This window comes from Kaistella sp., assembly GCF_041824135.1.
In the GTDB taxonomy this organism is placed as follows: Bacteria; Bacteroidota; Bacteroidia; order Flavobacteriales; family Weeksellaceae; genus Kaistella.
Window position 1 is genome coordinate 1 of the sequence record NZ_JBGZYM010000004.1, and the last position, 15,898, is coordinate 15,898.

The 15,898-nt window shown below is 38.1% G+C and carries 17 protein-coding genes and 2 tRNA genes; 6 read left to right on the forward strand and 13 right to left on the reverse strand.

Features of this window, described 5'->3' with window-relative positions:
* The first annotated feature begins 15 nt into the window (after positions 1 to 15).
* The 4 genes from ACEYOS_RS00230 to ACEYOS_RS00245 all read left to right on the forward strand — a co-directional run bounded on the left by ACEYOS_RS00230 (position 16) and on the right by ACEYOS_RS00245 (position 2,593).
* Positions 16 to 300: a zf-TFIIB domain-containing protein gene (locus tag ACEYOS_RS00230; RefSeq protein ID WP_373710234.1), complete on the forward strand. Its 285-nt coding sequence runs from the start codon at positions 16 to 18 to the stop codon at positions 298 to 300.
* A 32-nt stretch (positions 301 to 332) separates the two neighbouring features.
* Positions 333 to 1,277, forward strand: coding sequence for a TerC family protein (locus ACEYOS_RS00235; protein ID WP_373710235.1), 945 nt, complete (start codon positions 333 to 335; stop codon positions 1,275 to 1,277).
* Positions 1,278 to 1,303: 26 nt separating this feature from the next.
* Complete coding sequence (locus ACEYOS_RS00240) at positions 1,304 to 1,981, forward strand: DUF2490 domain-containing protein (protein ID WP_373710236.1); 678 nt, start codon at positions 1,304 to 1,306, stop codon at positions 1,979 to 1,981.
* Positions 1,982 to 2,056: 75 nt separating this feature from the next.
* Entirely contained in the window at positions 2,057 to 2,593 is a 537-nt protein-coding gene (locus ACEYOS_RS00245) for an MgtC/SapB family protein (RefSeq protein ID WP_373710237.1), read from the forward strand.
* 266 nt (positions 2,594 to 2,859) lie between these two features.
* On the opposite strand, the gene ACEYOS_RS00250 is transcribed toward ACEYOS_RS00245, so the two are convergent.
* The 11 genes from ACEYOS_RS00250 to ACEYOS_RS00300 all read right to left on the reverse strand — a co-directional run bounded on the left by ACEYOS_RS00250 (position 2,860) and on the right by ACEYOS_RS00300 (position 12,341).
* Positions 2,860 to 4,296 carry an NAD(P)/FAD-dependent oxidoreductase gene (locus ACEYOS_RS00250; protein WP_373710238.1) on the reverse strand — a complete coding sequence of 479 codons (1,437 nt, stop codon included), beginning with the start codon at positions 4,294 to 4,296 and terminating at the stop codon, positions 2,860 to 2,862.
* Between the two features lie 274 nt (positions 4,297 to 4,570).
* On the reverse strand, positions 4,571 to 5,350 hold the full coding sequence (locus ACEYOS_RS00255; protein ID WP_373710239.1) for a glucose 1-dehydrogenase: 780 nt from the start codon (positions 5,348 to 5,350) through the stop codon (positions 4,571 to 4,573).
* 23 nt (positions 5,351 to 5,373) lie between these two features.
* Complete coding sequence (locus ACEYOS_RS00260; protein ID WP_373710240.1) at positions 5,374 to 6,729, reverse strand: serine hydrolase domain-containing protein; 1,356 nt, start codon at positions 6,727 to 6,729, stop codon at positions 5,374 to 5,376.
* Between the two features lie 69 nt (positions 6,730 to 6,798).
* Positions 6,799 to 7,587, reverse strand: a complete 789-nt coding sequence (locus ACEYOS_RS00265) for a PCMD domain-containing protein (RefSeq protein ID WP_373710252.1) — start codon at positions 7,585 to 7,587, stop codon at positions 6,799 to 6,801.
* On the reverse strand, positions 7,547 to 7,879 hold the full coding sequence (locus ACEYOS_RS00270) for a hypothetical protein (protein ID WP_373710241.1): 333 nt from the start codon (positions 7,877 to 7,879) through the stop codon (positions 7,547 to 7,549). The genes ACEYOS_RS00265 and ACEYOS_RS00270 overlap by 41 nt, the downstream gene beginning before the upstream one ends.
* On the reverse strand, positions 7,876 to 8,655 hold the full coding sequence (locus ACEYOS_RS00275) for a hypothetical protein (protein WP_373710242.1): 780 nt from the start codon (positions 8,653 to 8,655) through the stop codon (positions 7,876 to 7,878). The genes ACEYOS_RS00270 and ACEYOS_RS00275 overlap by 4 nt, the downstream gene beginning before the upstream one ends.
* 3 nt (positions 8,656 to 8,658) lie before the next feature.
* Positions 8,659 to 9,120: a hypothetical protein gene (locus ACEYOS_RS00280; protein ID WP_373710243.1), complete on the reverse strand. Its 462-nt coding sequence runs from the start codon at positions 9,118 to 9,120 to the stop codon at positions 8,659 to 8,661.
* 9 nt (positions 9,121 to 9,129) lie between these two features.
* Entirely contained in the window at positions 9,130 to 9,636 is a 507-nt protein-coding gene (locus ACEYOS_RS00285) for a hypothetical protein (RefSeq protein WP_373710244.1), read from the reverse strand.
* Entirely contained in the window at positions 9,599 to 10,906 is a 1,308-nt protein-coding gene (locus ACEYOS_RS00290; protein WP_373710245.1) for a hypothetical protein, read from the reverse strand. Before ACEYOS_RS00290 ends, ACEYOS_RS00285 begins: the two co-directional genes overlap by 38 nt.
* Positions 10,907 to 10,908: 2 nt before the next feature.
* Positions 10,909 to 11,700, reverse strand: a complete 792-nt coding sequence (locus tag ACEYOS_RS00295; protein ID WP_373710246.1) for an SDR family NAD(P)-dependent oxidoreductase — start codon at positions 11,698 to 11,700, stop codon at positions 10,909 to 10,911.
* 59 nt (positions 11,701 to 11,759) lie between these two features.
* The gene (locus tag ACEYOS_RS00300) at positions 11,760 to 12,341 is read right to left on the reverse strand and encodes an HdeD family acid-resistance protein (RefSeq protein ID WP_373710247.1); all 582 of its coding nucleotides are present in this window, start codon (positions 12,339 to 12,341) and stop codon (positions 11,760 to 11,762) included.
* Between the two features lie 415 nt (positions 12,342 to 12,756).
* Between ACEYOS_RS00300 and ACEYOS_RS00305 the strand changes: the two genes are divergently transcribed.
* Entirely contained in the window at positions 12,757 to 14,667 is a 1,911-nt protein-coding gene (locus ACEYOS_RS00305) for a fumarate reductase/succinate dehydrogenase flavoprotein subunit (protein ID WP_373710248.1), read from the forward strand.
* Positions 14,668 to 14,727: 60 nt separating this feature from the next.
* The gene (locus ACEYOS_RS00310) at positions 14,728 to 15,480 is read left to right on the forward strand and encodes a succinate dehydrogenase/fumarate reductase iron-sulfur subunit (protein WP_373710249.1); all 753 of its coding nucleotides are present in this window, start codon (positions 14,728 to 14,730) and stop codon (positions 15,478 to 15,480) included.
* A 119-nt stretch (positions 15,481 to 15,599) separates the two neighbouring features.
* Here the strand turns inward: ACEYOS_RS00310 and ACEYOS_RS00315 are convergent.
* Both ACEYOS_RS00315 and ACEYOS_RS00320 read right to left on the reverse strand, forming a co-directional pair.
* Positions 15,600 to 15,672: transfer RNA gene (locus tag ACEYOS_RS00315), tRNA-Lys, on the reverse strand.
* 72 nt (positions 15,673 to 15,744) lie between these two features.
* A tRNA-Leu gene (locus tag ACEYOS_RS00320) sits at positions 15,745 to 15,827 on the reverse strand.
* Positions 15,828 to 15,898 lie beyond the last annotated feature (71 nt).

Below are 15,898 nucleotides of genomic sequence, written 5' to 3' on the forward strand. Positions count from 1 at the left end.
AAAAAATAGAAAATTATGAAATGTCCAAATTGTAATGTTGCCTTAACAATGGCAGACCGTAACGGAATCGAAATTGATTATTGCCCGGATTGTCGCGGGGTTTGGTTAGACCGCGGTGAACTCGATAAAATAATCGAACGCTCCGTTCAGCAACCACCGGTTCAGCAACCTCCAGTTCCCCAGCGAAGTAGTTACCCGAATCAAGAAAGATATTATTCCGATAAGGATAAATATTATTCTGACAAGGACAGATATTATAAGAAGAAAAAGGGACTTTTGGGTGATCTATTTGATTTTTAAAAAAATTAGAACACCATTTTAATCGATAGCTTATGATAGTTTGGATAATTTTTATTGCAGTAGTAATTTTTGCATTGATTTTAGATCTAGGGGTATTTAACCGAAAACCTCACGAAATAAAAACAAAAGAAGCGGCCATTTGGACCAGTGTTTGGGTAACCTGTGCTCTGCTTTTTTCGGGAGTAGTCTATCTTTCCTTCGAGAATAATTGGATCGCGAACCCAACGAACCTCACCCCAACAAATGCAGTTCTAAAATTCGTAACGGGTTATTTAATCGAACTCTCTTTGAGTGTTGATAACATTTTTATTATTGCACTCATCTTCTCGTCTTTTGCAATTCCTAAAAAGTATCAGCACGAAGTCCTCTTTTACGGAGTTTTGGGTGCGATCGTTTTCAGAGCTATAATGATCGTTTTTGGCGTGGCACTCATTACAGAATTTAGCTGGATGATCTATGTTTTTGGGGTTTTCTTGATCTTAACTGCGCTTAAACTGTTATTCAGTCATAACGAACAAAAAGACCCACACGATTTTAAGATCTATAAGTGGATCGCTAAAGTTTACCCGGTTACAACAACGATTGAAGGCGATAAATTTTTCGTAATAAAAAATGGTGTGAAGTATGCGACGCCATTATTTGTAGCACTGATCATCATAGAATTGACCGATGTGTTTTTTGCGATAGACAGCATTCCTGCGATATTAGCAATTACGGCGGATCCATTTATCGTTTTCACCTCTAATATCCTGGCTATAATGGGATTACGATCGATGTACTTTTTAGTTGTGGGTATGTTGGACAAATTCAAATACATCAATTACAGTTTGGTGGTAATATTGGCATTTGTTGGTGTAAAAATGATCATTTCTCACCATGTGGAAATCCCGGAATGGTTGTCACTTGGTGTAATTGTGTTATCTCTCGCTGCAGGTATGCTTGCCTCTAAATTTATAAAAGACACCGAAATTCAGTAAAGAGTAACTTGCACAAACACATATCTATGAAAAATTTACTCATAATTATTTTCATTTTAACGGGTACTATTTCCAGCTTTGGCCAGGAAAAATTTAATGGATTCTATGAACCGTATATTAAGTTAGATTATGATGTAAGTACGAATTTCTCGCAAGAGTTTATTCTTGAAGAGCGGACCATCTGGTATGATGATGAATCTTTTAAATTTGAGGTAAAGCAAATTGATCTTGCTCATTTCTCCAAATTGAAATTAAGCGATAAAAATGCAGTAGCGGTTGGAATTCAATACCGGTTTAGAGAAAACTTTGATAAGGACAAAGAAAATGAATTAAGATTTACAGAAGAATATTCGTACACTACAAAACCAACAGCTACTGAATTTGAACACCGTATTCGAGCAGAACAGCGGATCACTTCATCAGAAACTTCTCATCGGTTCAGATATAATTTTGCAATCAACCGTTCTTTTAATGGAACTGAAATTAAGAAAGGCAATGCTTACATGATCGGAGATCTGGAAACGCTGCTGACCGTAGCCAAAACCAGCAAACCCGAATATGAACAGAGAATCGGAGCTGGAGTAGGTTTTGCAGTGAGTGATTTAATGAAAATTGAACTGGTAACAGAATACAGATTGAGTGATTTTACGCAAAATTTAGTACACGAATTATATTTTGTAACAGGATTAAAAATAAGTCTTTAGAGTTTCAAAGTTTACAAAAAATACATATTTTTTAAACCCATATCTTTAACCTTCGTAAATTAAAAGCCAAAGCAAATGATGATTTCTACTCTATTTTTAAGTTCCATACTAACTACAGAACAGCTCTTAACACGAGTTGGAGATCAACCTGATTTAAGCTTTAATTTTGATTTCCTTTTTAAAATACTTTTGGCAATTGGAGCCGGACTTTTAATAGGAGTTGAACGGGAATTTAAGGGAAAAGATGCAGGCTTAAAAACCAATATGCTGGTTTCTGTTGGCTCCTGTGTTTTTGTTTTTTTATCACTACAATTTCAAGGTGGGGAATCTTTTGATCCAACACGTGTTTTAAGTCAGGTTGTAACGGGAATTGGTTTTTTGGGTGCAGGAGTGATTTTAAAGAAGGGTGCAAATGTTCAGGGTCTTACAACGGCAGCTACGGTTTGGTGCAGTGCTGCTGCAGGTTGTATTGCTGCATTTTACTTGGTTATGGATTTATTATTGTTCACGGGCACCGTAGTTTTCGTTAACATGATCTTCGGATACATCGGAAAAAAAATCACACCAGATGACACATCTTCTCCTTTACAAAATTCCGAGAAAGATGACTAAGATTATTCCAAATAGAAAACCAATTTTAAAAACAACACACTTCGTTACGTACTTATAACCTTAATTGCTCTGATCGCACTGGAGTTTATCCTATTGAAAGACAACATAATTCCCCATCAGTATTTTAGCCGCTAATTCGAAAACTGGGACTAAATGGAGAATTGTTTGATGGTTTCTGTGATGTCTTATGATTGTTTAAATTTGAAACTTGAATTAGACCAACTCCGGCAATGGCGATTCTTGCAAAAAGGATTCGAAAAATAGAATTACTTTACAGATTCACTTTGTTGATTCTCCAGTCGCAATTTCTTACTAATACGCTGAGCCGCCATACCAATCGCTTCGGTAAAGGTTGGAAATGCCAATTCTAATTCTGCGATATCATGAATATTCATTTTCGCCACAATGCAAGTCGCTGCAACTTGAATGACCTCTGCAGAATAGGAACCTAAAACGTGTGCTCCTAAAAGTAATTTGGTTTTACTGTCTACAATCAATTTACAAAATCCATCTGTTCGTCCGTCCATCACGGCTCTTGGTAAAGCTGTATAATCTACAGTTTCTATTAAACAATCGTAGTCTTGCAGTGCTTGATCTTCGGTCATACCAACAGATCCGTACTCTGGCTCTGTAAAACTGCCAGTTGCAATCGCCTGCGGATTGTAAACTTTCTCTGAACCCTCGACTGCATTTTCAGCAGCAACTCTGGCTTGGTGTGCAGCACTTTGCACAAACATACTTACGCCGTTTGCGTCACCCGCAACGAATATTTCAGAGACATTCGTTTGTAAATATTCATTTACTTTGATGTACGGTCCGTTCATTTCTACACCGGCCGCTGCAAGATTTAATCCTGAAACATTAGCCGGCCAGCCAACCATTAGAAAAACGGCATCTGTTTCTAAAGATCGTTTCTTTTCGTCTTTTGTAAAAGATACTTTCAGTTTGCCGTTTTCTTTTTCAATGGAGTCACACCCTGTCCCAGTTAGAACATTCATTCCCCTTTTTTTAAATGCTTCTTCAAGACGCCTGGAAATATCTTTGTCGCTGGGTGGTGTTAGTCTGTTTGCAAACTCTATTACATCTACTTCAGCACCAAAATCGATGAGTATTGAGGCCAATTGACAACCTGTAGCAGAGCCACCAACAACGGTCACTCTCTTTGGTAACTCTTTCATTTGCCATAAATCATGGAAAGAAAGCGCCAGTTCGTTCCCAGGAATCGATAATTTTCGGGGTTCGCCACCAACCGCCAGAATAATTTTATCTGCTGTGAACTGTCTCCCATCTGAAATCTCCAGCGTATTCTTATTGACGAAATGGGCGAATCCTACTTCGTCAATCACCGTGATTCCCTGGTGTTTAACAATCGAAGTCAGGTGCCAAACTTCATTGGCGTGCGCTGCAACACGATTGGCGTTTTCGATGGCTTCACCAAAATTCACATTTGGTAGATCACCTTCCAATCCAAATTGAGAATATAATTTCGCGTCTGTACGTAAGCGTGCCGCTCTCGCCAGAGTTCGTACAGGAGCTGGACCTTCATTAAATGCAGTTCCACCTAATTTATTACTTTCCAAAATAGTGACGTCTGCTCCAAGTTCTTGGGCTCGTAAGGCAGCCTGAACCCCGGCTGGTCCGCCACCAACAACTATGATCTTTTGTTTGCGCTCTGAATTGCTTAAATTTTTATCTTGTTCCATTATGATAATTTTATTTATTATTTACAAATTTCTTAAAAAAGTGTTTGAATTTTTGAAAAAAGGTTTTAAAGAAAATCACCGTAAATGCGATGTAATCGAACTATTTATATGCTCTCGAAGTATATTTAATTAAAACGTATAATTAAATAAAATAAGCCTCTACAGAACTTCTGACAGAGGCTTAAATATTGAACAAATCACCTTTAAAAAGGATAATATTTTGATCTATTTTAATTTAAAATGTATCAAGTAACTGAAAATAGTAGGTTCTCACTTACATATCCAAAGTCTGTTCTCCACCTCCATTAATAAAGATTACTTGTCCGCTCGTCCAACTTGAAATCGGTGCAGCAAAATACAATACGGCTCCCGCAATATCTTCAGATTCACCTAATCTGTTGATCGGTGTATGTTTTAGCATTGCTTTTTCCAATTCTGGAGTCAAGACCGTACTTAACGCGTGAGTTCTTGTTGCTCCAGGTCCGATTGCATTGACGCGAATATTATTTGGGCCATAATCGAAAGCTAAGTTTCTGGTCATGTGATTGATCGCTGCTTTGGAAGAAGCATACGCACTGATCGCCGGACTCTTGTTAATGGACGCCATCGATGACATGTTGATAATACTTCCGTAGCCCGCTTTCCCCATATGTGGTGCAACCAACTGGCATAATCTCCACATGCTGAAAACGTTCATATCGAATACTTTTTTGAATTGTGCTACTTCAATATCGTACGGACTTTCTTTTCCAGCACCACCTCCACCAACGTTGTTGACTAAGATTTCAATGCTTCCAAAATGCTCCATCGTTTTATCGACCAAATTTACCAATGCTTCGTCTTCCAAAACATTACAGTCAATTGTGATAGATGTTCCACCGTTATCATTGATTGATTGCGACGTTTTTTTTGCAGCCTCTAGGTTATAATCGGAAACGACCACATTAGCGCCGAACGCTGCCAACATTTCGCAGCATGCCTGTCCAATTCCTCCTGCACCACCTGTAACGATGGCTGTTTTTCCTGTTAAGTCAAATAACTTTTTTGTATCCATTTTTTTGATTTTTGATTAATTACTTATTTTGTTTGTTTTTTTAAATAGTCAGCCACGGCTTGATACGCTGGTAAAGAAGTCGGATCATTGGTTGCATTTCCCGCAACCGGATGAGAAGCCATTCTTACAATCACCATTTCTGAGGCAGGATCGATGTAAATGGTTTGCCCATGAACACCTCGCGCGGCGTAAGCGCCATCTTTATTTTCGGTCATCCACCACATATTTCGGTAAGACCAGCCTTTCAGATCTGGATGATCAGACTTTGCAAAAGCAGATTTGTCGCCGCCTTTTTCAATATCTAAAACGGACTGCGCTGGAATAATTTGTTTGCCATTGTACATTCCTTTGTTGCGAATCAATTCTCCGAAACGAGCCAAGTCGCGAAGACCTGCATTAAAACCTCCACCTGCAAAAGCAATTCCTTTCCCGTCCACTTGATAATAGGCATCCTGTTCCATTCCTATTTTACTCCAGATTTTTTCGGACAATAATTCTGTTACTGATTTATTGGTCGCTTTAGAAATGATCCAGCCGAGCGCATCGGCATTCACGGTCTTGTAACCAAAGATTTCTCCGTGCGTTCCTTCTTTTTTTACCGTTTCTAAATATTCGTAATATCCGTTTGGTCCTTTATAATCTACAGGTTTTTGGGAAGGATTTCCTGCATTGGAAAACTGCCATACATCTGCATTCGGATCTGCGTAATCTTCGGAATATTGCAATGCTGTAGTCATGTCCATTACTTGGCGGACTGTTGCATCAGCGTACGCAGAATTTTTTAATTCAGGAACGTAAAACGTCACCAGTTTGTTTTCATCTAAAGTTCCCTCCGCAACTAAAATGGAAGCAAGTGTTCCAGTGAAAGATTTTGTTAAAGACATCACCGCATGCACATCATGTTCTGTTAATTCTGAAAAATAGCGCTCGTAAACCACTTTTCCTTTGTGCATGATGATCATACCATCGGTATAATTGGTCCAAAGTGATTCTTCCCAAGTCATTTTCTTTTTTGCATTCCAGGGCATGAAAGTCAAACCGTCGATATTCTTATCCAGGTTGTAAGATAATTTTGAGGGAGCTTCTGTTCCTCTAGAAACATTTTGGGTTGGTAACATTTCCCGCATGTGAACCACGCTCCAACGAATTGCTGGAAAGGTAAAAAAGGAACCGTCCCAAGTATGTAAAACTTTATCTGCCGGCGGTGGAAAACCTTTCATCCAACCGAAATTACTGGGTTCACTTTCTTTTGCGCTCAGAAATTCTGTTTTATTTTGTGCCATAAAATTGGTTGTTAGTGATAAGATCATCGCCGCAGAAAAGATCTTCGCGGAATGTCTAAAAATTTGTTTTTTTTCCTTAAAAAATATATTTGTCATCGTTGCTTTTTTTAATATTAATGTTTTAGTGAGGTTAAATATTTACGGTACTCATTGTAATTATTACGTTTAATCATAAATCATTTTCACATCATCTACGACCAATTTACTTCCGATCGCGCCCGCAAACTGAGCACCAGCAAAACTGGAAGAAGCAACAAAAGTAATATGCGTCGGCAAAATAAATGCGGCTTCAGAAGCGTCGACGTAGAGATTGTTTTTTGGTTTCATGTAGGCTGGAAAACTGCTGTCCAAAGGTCCATAAGTAAAAATGACTTCTTTAACCACCAATTGATTCTGCAAATCCTCGCCTCTGAACCAGGCTGTGGCCAATCTTTTCACGACGCCATCTTTACGAACTTCTAAAATTGCATAAATATCACAGGCATCACCGTAAGACAATACATTTCCCTGCTTATCTTTATTAACGGCACCCGGTTGAAAATTATATTTAAACTGTAATTTTTCTGGTCTTCCGGTAAAAGGAGTTCCAAACTCAATGGCTGCTTCGGGATTTGCTGGATCAATATTATCTGGATTAAAGAAACCCGTAAAAATAGAACTAGAAGAAATAGGCGCTCCAAAGATGTTTCCCAAAGGTCCGTTGTCTAAAGTTTCCATTTGCGCAGCCCGATTTCCAGCATTGAGGGTAATTGGTTTTGTGGCTAATTTATTCAATAATTGGGTGCCGCGGTTTCCCGTTCCCCAAATGGTATTTGCTGCACTTTGTCCCGGTTCTTCATAATTGGTGGCAGTTGAATACCAAAGATTGAGATCATAATTGTTTAATTGTGGCGTAGCAGACGCAACATCTGCTTTAATAGTCCATTGTCTGGCGGTTCCGTTTTCTGAAATAATATTTTACTTTCACCTCATCATTTAGATCAATAAAATCACCAGCATTGACATCACTTTTTGCAAAGGATGAAAGTTCCAATGTTTCAATTTTAATTTTTGAAAGATCTACACCTGCTGGAATTTCGACGACAACCAAGGCATTTTCATTATTAATAACGGCACTTCCAGATTGATTGCTCACCAAAATATTTTTGATATTGGCATATTCTGATTCTCCGAAATAATCTTCCCGTATACAAGAATTTAAAAATAAAGCACCGAAAAAGAGCATCCAAATGTATTTTATTTTCATCTTTTTGATTTTTTATTGTTCATAATGTAATAAGCCAAGCCCACTTTCACGCTCAAAATATTCAATTTAAAATCAACATTCTGGCGGACATCACGAGATCTTTCCAAATCATTTTTAGTCTTTTTTTCTACATTTAATTCATATCCCAAAACATCTAATTGAACTTCTAAAGCAAAATTTTCCATGGCGAAAAAACTTACGCCTGGACTGATGCCTGCTCGGAGATTATAATTTTCGGTAAAGGATTTTTCAACCTCATCAAAATTCTTGGTTTCCCGTTTCAGCGTATTGCTTTTACCTAATGTCACGCCAACTGTGGTGAAAAAACTTAATCTTTCATTTGCTGTTAAAGGAAGAGTTGTTCTGTAATTTGGCGTAATGCTAAATCCACGCGTGATGGTTTTTTGTTCTAAATTATCTGGGTCTTTAAATAAAACGCCTTCAAATCTTTTTTCAAAAACATTAAAATTCAATCCAATCATTCCGTAATCACTGATGTAGTAACCACCTTTTAAGAATAAATCAAAATTAACCTTATCTCCTTCCAAAGTTTTCTGGAAAATATTTTCGGTATTTTCGGACTGTCGGTCTTCCAAAGACATTGCAAATCCAGTATAGATCGTTCCCTTTTTAAACGGTTTGAAGTCTTTGTTGTAATAACTGGACAGCAAGTCATACGGCGTGTATTTTTGTGTAGAAATGGAGTCTTCTTCAACCTGAGCCTTTGTGACACCGGAAATGATCAACCCAAGAATAATTAAGAACTTTATTTTCATATTTTACATTTTTTGTTCTTCCGAAATTACGCTTTCTTTTAATGTAAAATAGTTTACAAAGCCAGAAACTAAACCGGCAATTACCCCAATGATGATTAATGCAGAAACCAGCGAAACTTCAAATGTTCCAACATACTTCTGCCATACAACAGAAAGCGAAGTTAAAATACCGAAAGTTACAAAACCATGCCTTAACGCTAATAAAAAAGTAGTTGGAAAGAAAGCGGCTTTCTTTTCTTTTATTCCAAAATACGCAACCAAGGTCAATATCATGGAAAGCGTGATCGCCAACATAACTGCAGTTCCTAAAACAGTTGCGGTATCATTGGTAATGGAATCCACGGAAATTGGAATACTGCTATTTCCTTTCAAAAAGAAATATTGAATTCCGCCGTTGATTACTGCATTAATGATCCCTGTGATCACCGCACCTTTCAATAATTTTTGTTTTTTTTGAGCGTCCATATTTTAATTTTAAAAGTTAATAAAAAGCGCCGCCTGCACGGTGAGCCAATTGGGCAATTTCTCCGGAAATGCCTGCTGAAGACCTTTTCCAGGAATACCGTAAGAGACGACGCCTAATAAGGTAAGGTTTTTTTGGAGCAATCCTTTCAATGTTAAAGTAGTTTCGTGTCCAAGTTCCTTATTTTTTAAAACAGATATTGGTGGTAAACCACCCAGATTATTGAGTTGGTCGGCTTGCAGATAGAAATAATCCAGCGATATAGCCATACTTTTATTAAGCCAGCTCGTCAATTCTAGTCGGTGGGTTTTGATATTTCCATTTCCTAAAACCTTGCGAAAATTTAAACCCTGCACCCAATTTCCAAGTCCACCTGTAAGGATGGGATCAAATCTTTCGTAGGTTTTTGTGTCGGGATCGTCGCCTTTCATAAAAGAATAGCGGTAAAAAACAGAGGGTGAAGTTTTAATATCTTTAAAACTATACCCAAAACCTGCGTACCACGCATGAGAGCTCATATCTTCTTCCGTATGTGATTGAAAAGCGTATTCGGATTTTGAAAAATAATCCAGTGTCTGCGATATTGGTCAGCCACAATTTCGGATTGATGAGGTACATTCCTTTTTTATTTACAGAACCGTCCGGTACTGCATATTTTCCTGTTCCGCCACTGGTTTGAATGTAGGAAATCCCGGTGTCCAGATTTTTATTATTGTTAAAGTTAAAAGTACCGATCGCATAATTAATGTTCTGCTGTTTATCCTTGAATAACTCCTGCGGCTCTACGAAATGTCCGGATAAACGGAATTTTTTCCATTGAACGGAGAAATTTGCATTTTTTTGAAAAGTAGTTCGGGAGGAAAGATAAACGCTTCCGCGAGGACCAGCATTGGAAGAACCGGAATAGCGGGAAAATAAAAAACCATCATTCAGTTGAAAAAAATTGCGGCCGTAATTGGCGTTGATGGTGATATCCTTATTTTTACCAAAACCGGTAACTAAAAAACCACCGTACAATCTTTCGAAATCGATAAAAGCCGCACTGCCGGAAGAATAAATATCAGTGGTGTTACGAGCCGAAGCAAGCGCTGAAATTTCTCCATAAGCATAGATATTGGAATTTCCCAGTTTGGTAATACCGGAAATGCCGGGTTCTAAAAATGCTTCGGCCCAAAAACGTGTTCCTTTTTCAGCCGGCAGATCTGCGATAGGATTTCCCTGAGTAAAGGCTTTACCCTGCGCAAAAAGCGGATCTACATCATTATAAAGTCCTAATCCACCATTTAAAAATAATTTGAATTGTGCCTGAGATGATTCGTAAATTAGCGGAAAATCTTTCGCACCTTTCTTGGTTAAAAACCCCTTTTTAGTAGGGCTGCCTTCTTTGAATTCATTTAAGGTCACAAAAATTTTAAGTAAAACTGATCTGCCTAGAGTTCCGGTTCCGGTAGCGGATTCAAACAATTCGTATTGCGCGCTGGTCACATTTTTTTCTTCCTTAATTCTGTTAAGCGCAAGATCTGTCAGTAAGGGATTAAAAGTACTTCCGGGTTTAATGAAAAAAGCTTTGTAAAAATTTTCCATTTCGTCTTCGGAGAGCACAGTTTCCAGATCATTTTCAAGAATAATGATGCGAACTTCATCAATGAAATTACCACTCGCAAACTCCGGATTGATCTTCTGAGTTTCCTGTGAAAAACTGGTTTGAAAAGCACAAAACAGCAGGCAAAGTAAAAGTGCCTTGCCTACTGTATTTTGAAAAATAATATGTTTCCCTGAAAAAAACATTCTTACGAAGTTGGCATTTTTGTTTTGTAAACGCCACCGCCATTCACAGTCAATTCTACGCCCGTGATCCACGAAGCCGCACCACTCATTAAAAATGCCATTGCGTAAGCGATGTCTTCAGGCACACCGCGTCTTTTCAAGACGATCCCTTTCACCACATTGTCGATCATTTCCTGCGTGTAACCCGCTTCTTTAGAAGAAGCTCCATTGTCCACAGTTCCTATAATTAACGAATTGAAACGAACTTCCGGTCCTGATGCAACTGCCATACTTCTAACCATATTCAGCAAACCGGCTTTTGCGGTACTGTATTCTATAAATTCCGGGGAAGGTGTATTTCCAACCATGGAACCCGAAAATACAACGGAGGCATTTTCTTCTTTTTTCAGATAAGGCATCGAGAATCTTGTCAGATTATAGGCTCCCAAAGTATTTAATTTGTAAGCATCAATCATTTTTTGAGAATCAGATCCCCAAAGTGGTGTATTGGCACCCCAACCAACGTTGTTTACAACGCCACTGATTTTACCAAATTTGTCCACTGTTGCTTTAATGAGGGATTCGATCTGAGTTTCTTCTGTAAAATCAGTTTTAATTCCAAGAGTTTCGTTTCCCGTTTCAGATTGAATATCGGAAGCCAGTTTCATTACTTTTTCTTCATTCAGATCAGATAATACGACATTGGCACCCAGAGAACTTAAAAATCGGGAAGCTTCACTACCAATCGCTCCAGCTGCACCGGAAATGATAATTACTTTCCCTTTAAAATCGAATAATTCTGTAATTGTTTTCATACTTTTTATTTTAAAATTTTTTTATTAATTGACATATATTTATGTAATAATGAGTTTGATCAATCATCCCATTCATCGCGAATCTCTTCCATCAAATCATCATACCGTTCTTTTAAGTTTGAAGAAATCTTTCTACCATGTACATGAATTTTTCTTAATTGCAATGCCAAGAAAATACTGAACAATCCAGCGAATAAAATACTTACTGCCATTAAAATAGTAAGTCCTATTCCTGTAAATAAAGGATTCCAGATTAAAAATAAAGAAGCCAAGGCACCCAAAATTCCAAAAGCTAAAAGACTTCCCCAATTTTTACTTCCATATTTTTTCACGTCTAAAGCAAAACTTATTGAAGCGATAGAACGGAATAGCAACAGAAAGCCAATATAAAACGCGAGCACGCTAATTGACAATCCTGGGTGAACGACTAATGAAAATCCGATAATTGTTGTTAAAATTCCGAAAGCCAAAGACCAACCCCAGTTTGGAAGGGTATTTCTATTGGAAATAGAGAAGAAAACTTCAGATAATCCGCTAAATAAAAAGGATAGCGCAAAAAATATGGAGAGTGCTAATAAAGAGCTTAGAGGTGAGGTGAAAACTGCAATACTTAGAATCACAAATAGAATTCCGACGATCAAAGGAATGTACCAATGTTTTACTTAGTTTTTGATTGAATTGAGAAATGATGTTTTCATGTTGAATATTTTTTAATAATTTTAATGTTAGCAATAAGCGTTCGTATTGCATATTTCGTAATAAACTCAATCAGTTTTAATATTATTATTTAATAAAAATAGATTTGACTGTTATTTATTGGGACAAAATTAGAAATTATAAAACACGTACAAAATGATTATAATGAGTGTTATCATGTTTAAATGTATTATTTCCACTGCTCTTCTGTAAAACTGCTCTATTTTTATTTTAATAATGAACAGTATTTCTTTATGCATCTTATCATCATCTCTCGAAACAGATTATCAAAATTACTTTCATACCTTTAAGTTTAGAGTAAAATATTATTCAATCACTCCTCATTTATTCTCAATAATTATGAAATTAAATTCAAAAGTTCCGGAAGGAAAATTAGAAGACAAGTGGAAAAATTATCAAGCGAAATGCAACCTCATTAATCCAGCCAACAGAAAGAAATTAAATATCATCGTTGTTGGATCTGGACTAGCTGGTGCTGGTGCGGCCGCAACTTTGGCCGAACTCGGTTATGATGTACAATGTTTTTGCTACCAAGACTCCGCTCGACGTGCGCACTCCGTAGCAGCTCAGGGTGGAATTAATGCCGCAAAAAATTACCAACATGATGGCGACAGTGTTTACCGAATGTTTTACGACACTTTAAAAGGTGGAGATTTTCGCTCTCGTGAAGCGAATACCTATCGGTTAGCGGAATTATCGGCTCCTTTGATCGATCACTTTGTACAACAAGGTGTTCCATTTGCACGCGAATATGGTGGCGTTTTGGTGAACCGAAGTTTCGGCGGCGTTCAAGTACAGCGTACTTTTTATGCCAGAGGACAAACTGGTCAACAGTTATTAATTGCCGCTTATTCTCAATTGTACAAAATGATCCGAGCTAAGAAAGTTGAAATGTTGCCTCGACATGAAATTCTAGATTTAGTCATTATTGATGGTAAAGCGAAAGGCGTTATTGCGAGAGATTTAATGACTGGAGAAATTAAACGTTTCGCCGCAGATGCAGTTGTTTTGGCAACTGGCGGATATTCTCGCGTATTTAGATTATCAACGTTGGCGATTGGATGTAACGGATCTGCCATTTGGAAAGCCCATAAACGCGGCGCTTATTTCGCTGCACCGAGTTTTACGCAAATTCACCCAACTGCACTTCCGCAGTCCAGTGATGCACAGTCAAAACTCACGCTGATGTCGGAATCACTTAGAAACGATGGCCGAATTTGGGTTCCTAAGAAAGTTAATGATGACCGCAAGCCAGAAGACATTCCTGAAGAAGAACGCGACTATTACTTAGAAAGAAGATATCCGAGTTTTGGTAATCTTGCGCCTCGAGATATTTCATCCCGCGCTGCAAAAGAGCGCATCGATTCCGGACATGGAGTTGGACCTTTAAAAAACGCGGTTTATCTGGATTTCAAACATGCTATAAAAAACTTTGGAAAAAAAGTAGTTGAAGACCGATATGGAAATCTCTTTTCAATGTATGAGAAAATAACGGGGATCAATGCTTATAAACAACCAATGAAAATTTCCCCGGCGGCTCACTTTTCTATGGGCGGACTTTGGGTTGATTATGAATTAATGACGACGATCCCAGGTTTATATGCTATTGGAGAATGTAATTATTCTGATCACGGAGCAAATCGACTTGGTGCTAATTCACTTTTACAAGCCAGTATCGACGGATATTTTATATTGCCGAATACCATTAATAATTATTTGGCGGGGGAATTAAAGGAGAAACATCATGGCATCGATCATCCAGAATTCCTTAAAATTGAAAATGAAGTTAAAGACCAGATCAAAAAGATATTAGATATCAATGGAACCAGAACCGTCGATGATTTTCACCGGGAATTAGGAAAAGTGATGTGGCAAGAATGTGCGATGAGTCGAAATAAAACCGGGTTAGAAAAAGCAATTCATCAAATAAAAGAAATTCGGGAAAACTTTTGGACCGAGGTGAAAGTTACCGGAAACGGCGACGAGATGAATACAGAATTAGAAAAAGCCTTACGCTTGGCAGACTTTATTGATCTGGCAGAACTCATGTGTAAAGATGCGTTGCAACGTGACGAATCTTGTGGAGCGCATTTCCGGGAAGAATATCAAACCCAGGAAGGAGAAGCAATGAGAAATGATGAGGACTTTGCCTACGTATCGGCATGGGAATACAATCAGGGAGACTTTATTCTTCATAAAGAACATTTAGAATTTGAATATGAAAAGCCAACGGTAAGAAATTATAAGTAAAAACTTAACCAACCAAAAATCGGCACTTCTCTTTCTAAAAAAATTAAATATAAAAAAGCAATGAAAGTAACATTTAAAATATGGCGCCAGGAAAATCCTGAATCTAAAGGAGAGCTCAAAACTTATGAGACCGACGGAATCAGTGAAGAAATGTCTTTCTTAGAAGCCCTGGATCATCTTAACGAGAAACTGGTTATAAAGAATGAGAAAGTCATCGCGTTTGAACATGATTGTCGCGAGGGAATTTGTGGTCAATGTGGTGTATTCATTAACGGGAGAGCGCACGGACCACACGACAATACAACGACTTGCCAATTGCATATGCGAAGCTTTAAAGAAGGTGATACCATCATTGTAGAACCTTTCCGGGCGGGCGCTTTTCCCATCATCAAAGATTTGGTAGTAGACCGTTCAGCTTTCGACAGGATTATTGAACATGGCGGGTACATTACCGCAAAAACCGGAACTGCCGCAGAAGCCAATTCTATTCTTGTTCCTAAACAAATTGCAGATAGTGCCATGAATGCAGCCGCGTGTATTGGATGTGGCGCTTGTGTGGCTACTTGTAAAAATGCCTCGGCAGCGCTATTTACGTCGGCGAAAATTAATCATCTGAACCAATTGCCGCAAGGAAAGCCAGAAGAATACCAGCGAACACTGGATATGGTTTTTCAAATGGATCTTGAGCAATTTGGAAGCTGCACTTTCACGGGAGCGTGTGAAGTAGAATGTCCAGCTGGAATACCAATCAGCAATATTTCGGCAATGAATGCGAGCTATTTTAAAGCTAAAGTTTTCAGCTACACTGAATAGCATTATTTAATTTTTTGACTTCTTAAAACATCAAAAGTCTTCCTTACGGGAAGACTTTTGAAAACCAAATCACAAAATATTAATATGAAAAAAAAATTACCTCCGAAGAAGTAATTTAGTGACCCGGCTGGGATTCGAACCCAGGACCCATACATTAAAAGTGTATTGCTCTACCAGCTGAGCTACCGAGTCGGTCTGTTTAATTTAATAAGTATGAGTTATTAGCAATTAAAATTACTCCTAAAACATTACTGCTTTGCGTTGTGCCTGCGACTGGACTCGAACCAGCACATCCATAGGAAACCACCCCCTCAAGATGGCGTGTCTACCAATTTCACCACGCAGGCAAAAAAAAACCGTCACGTCGTTGAAAAACGAGACGGAGTTATTTTGCTTGTGACCCGGCTGGGATTCGAAC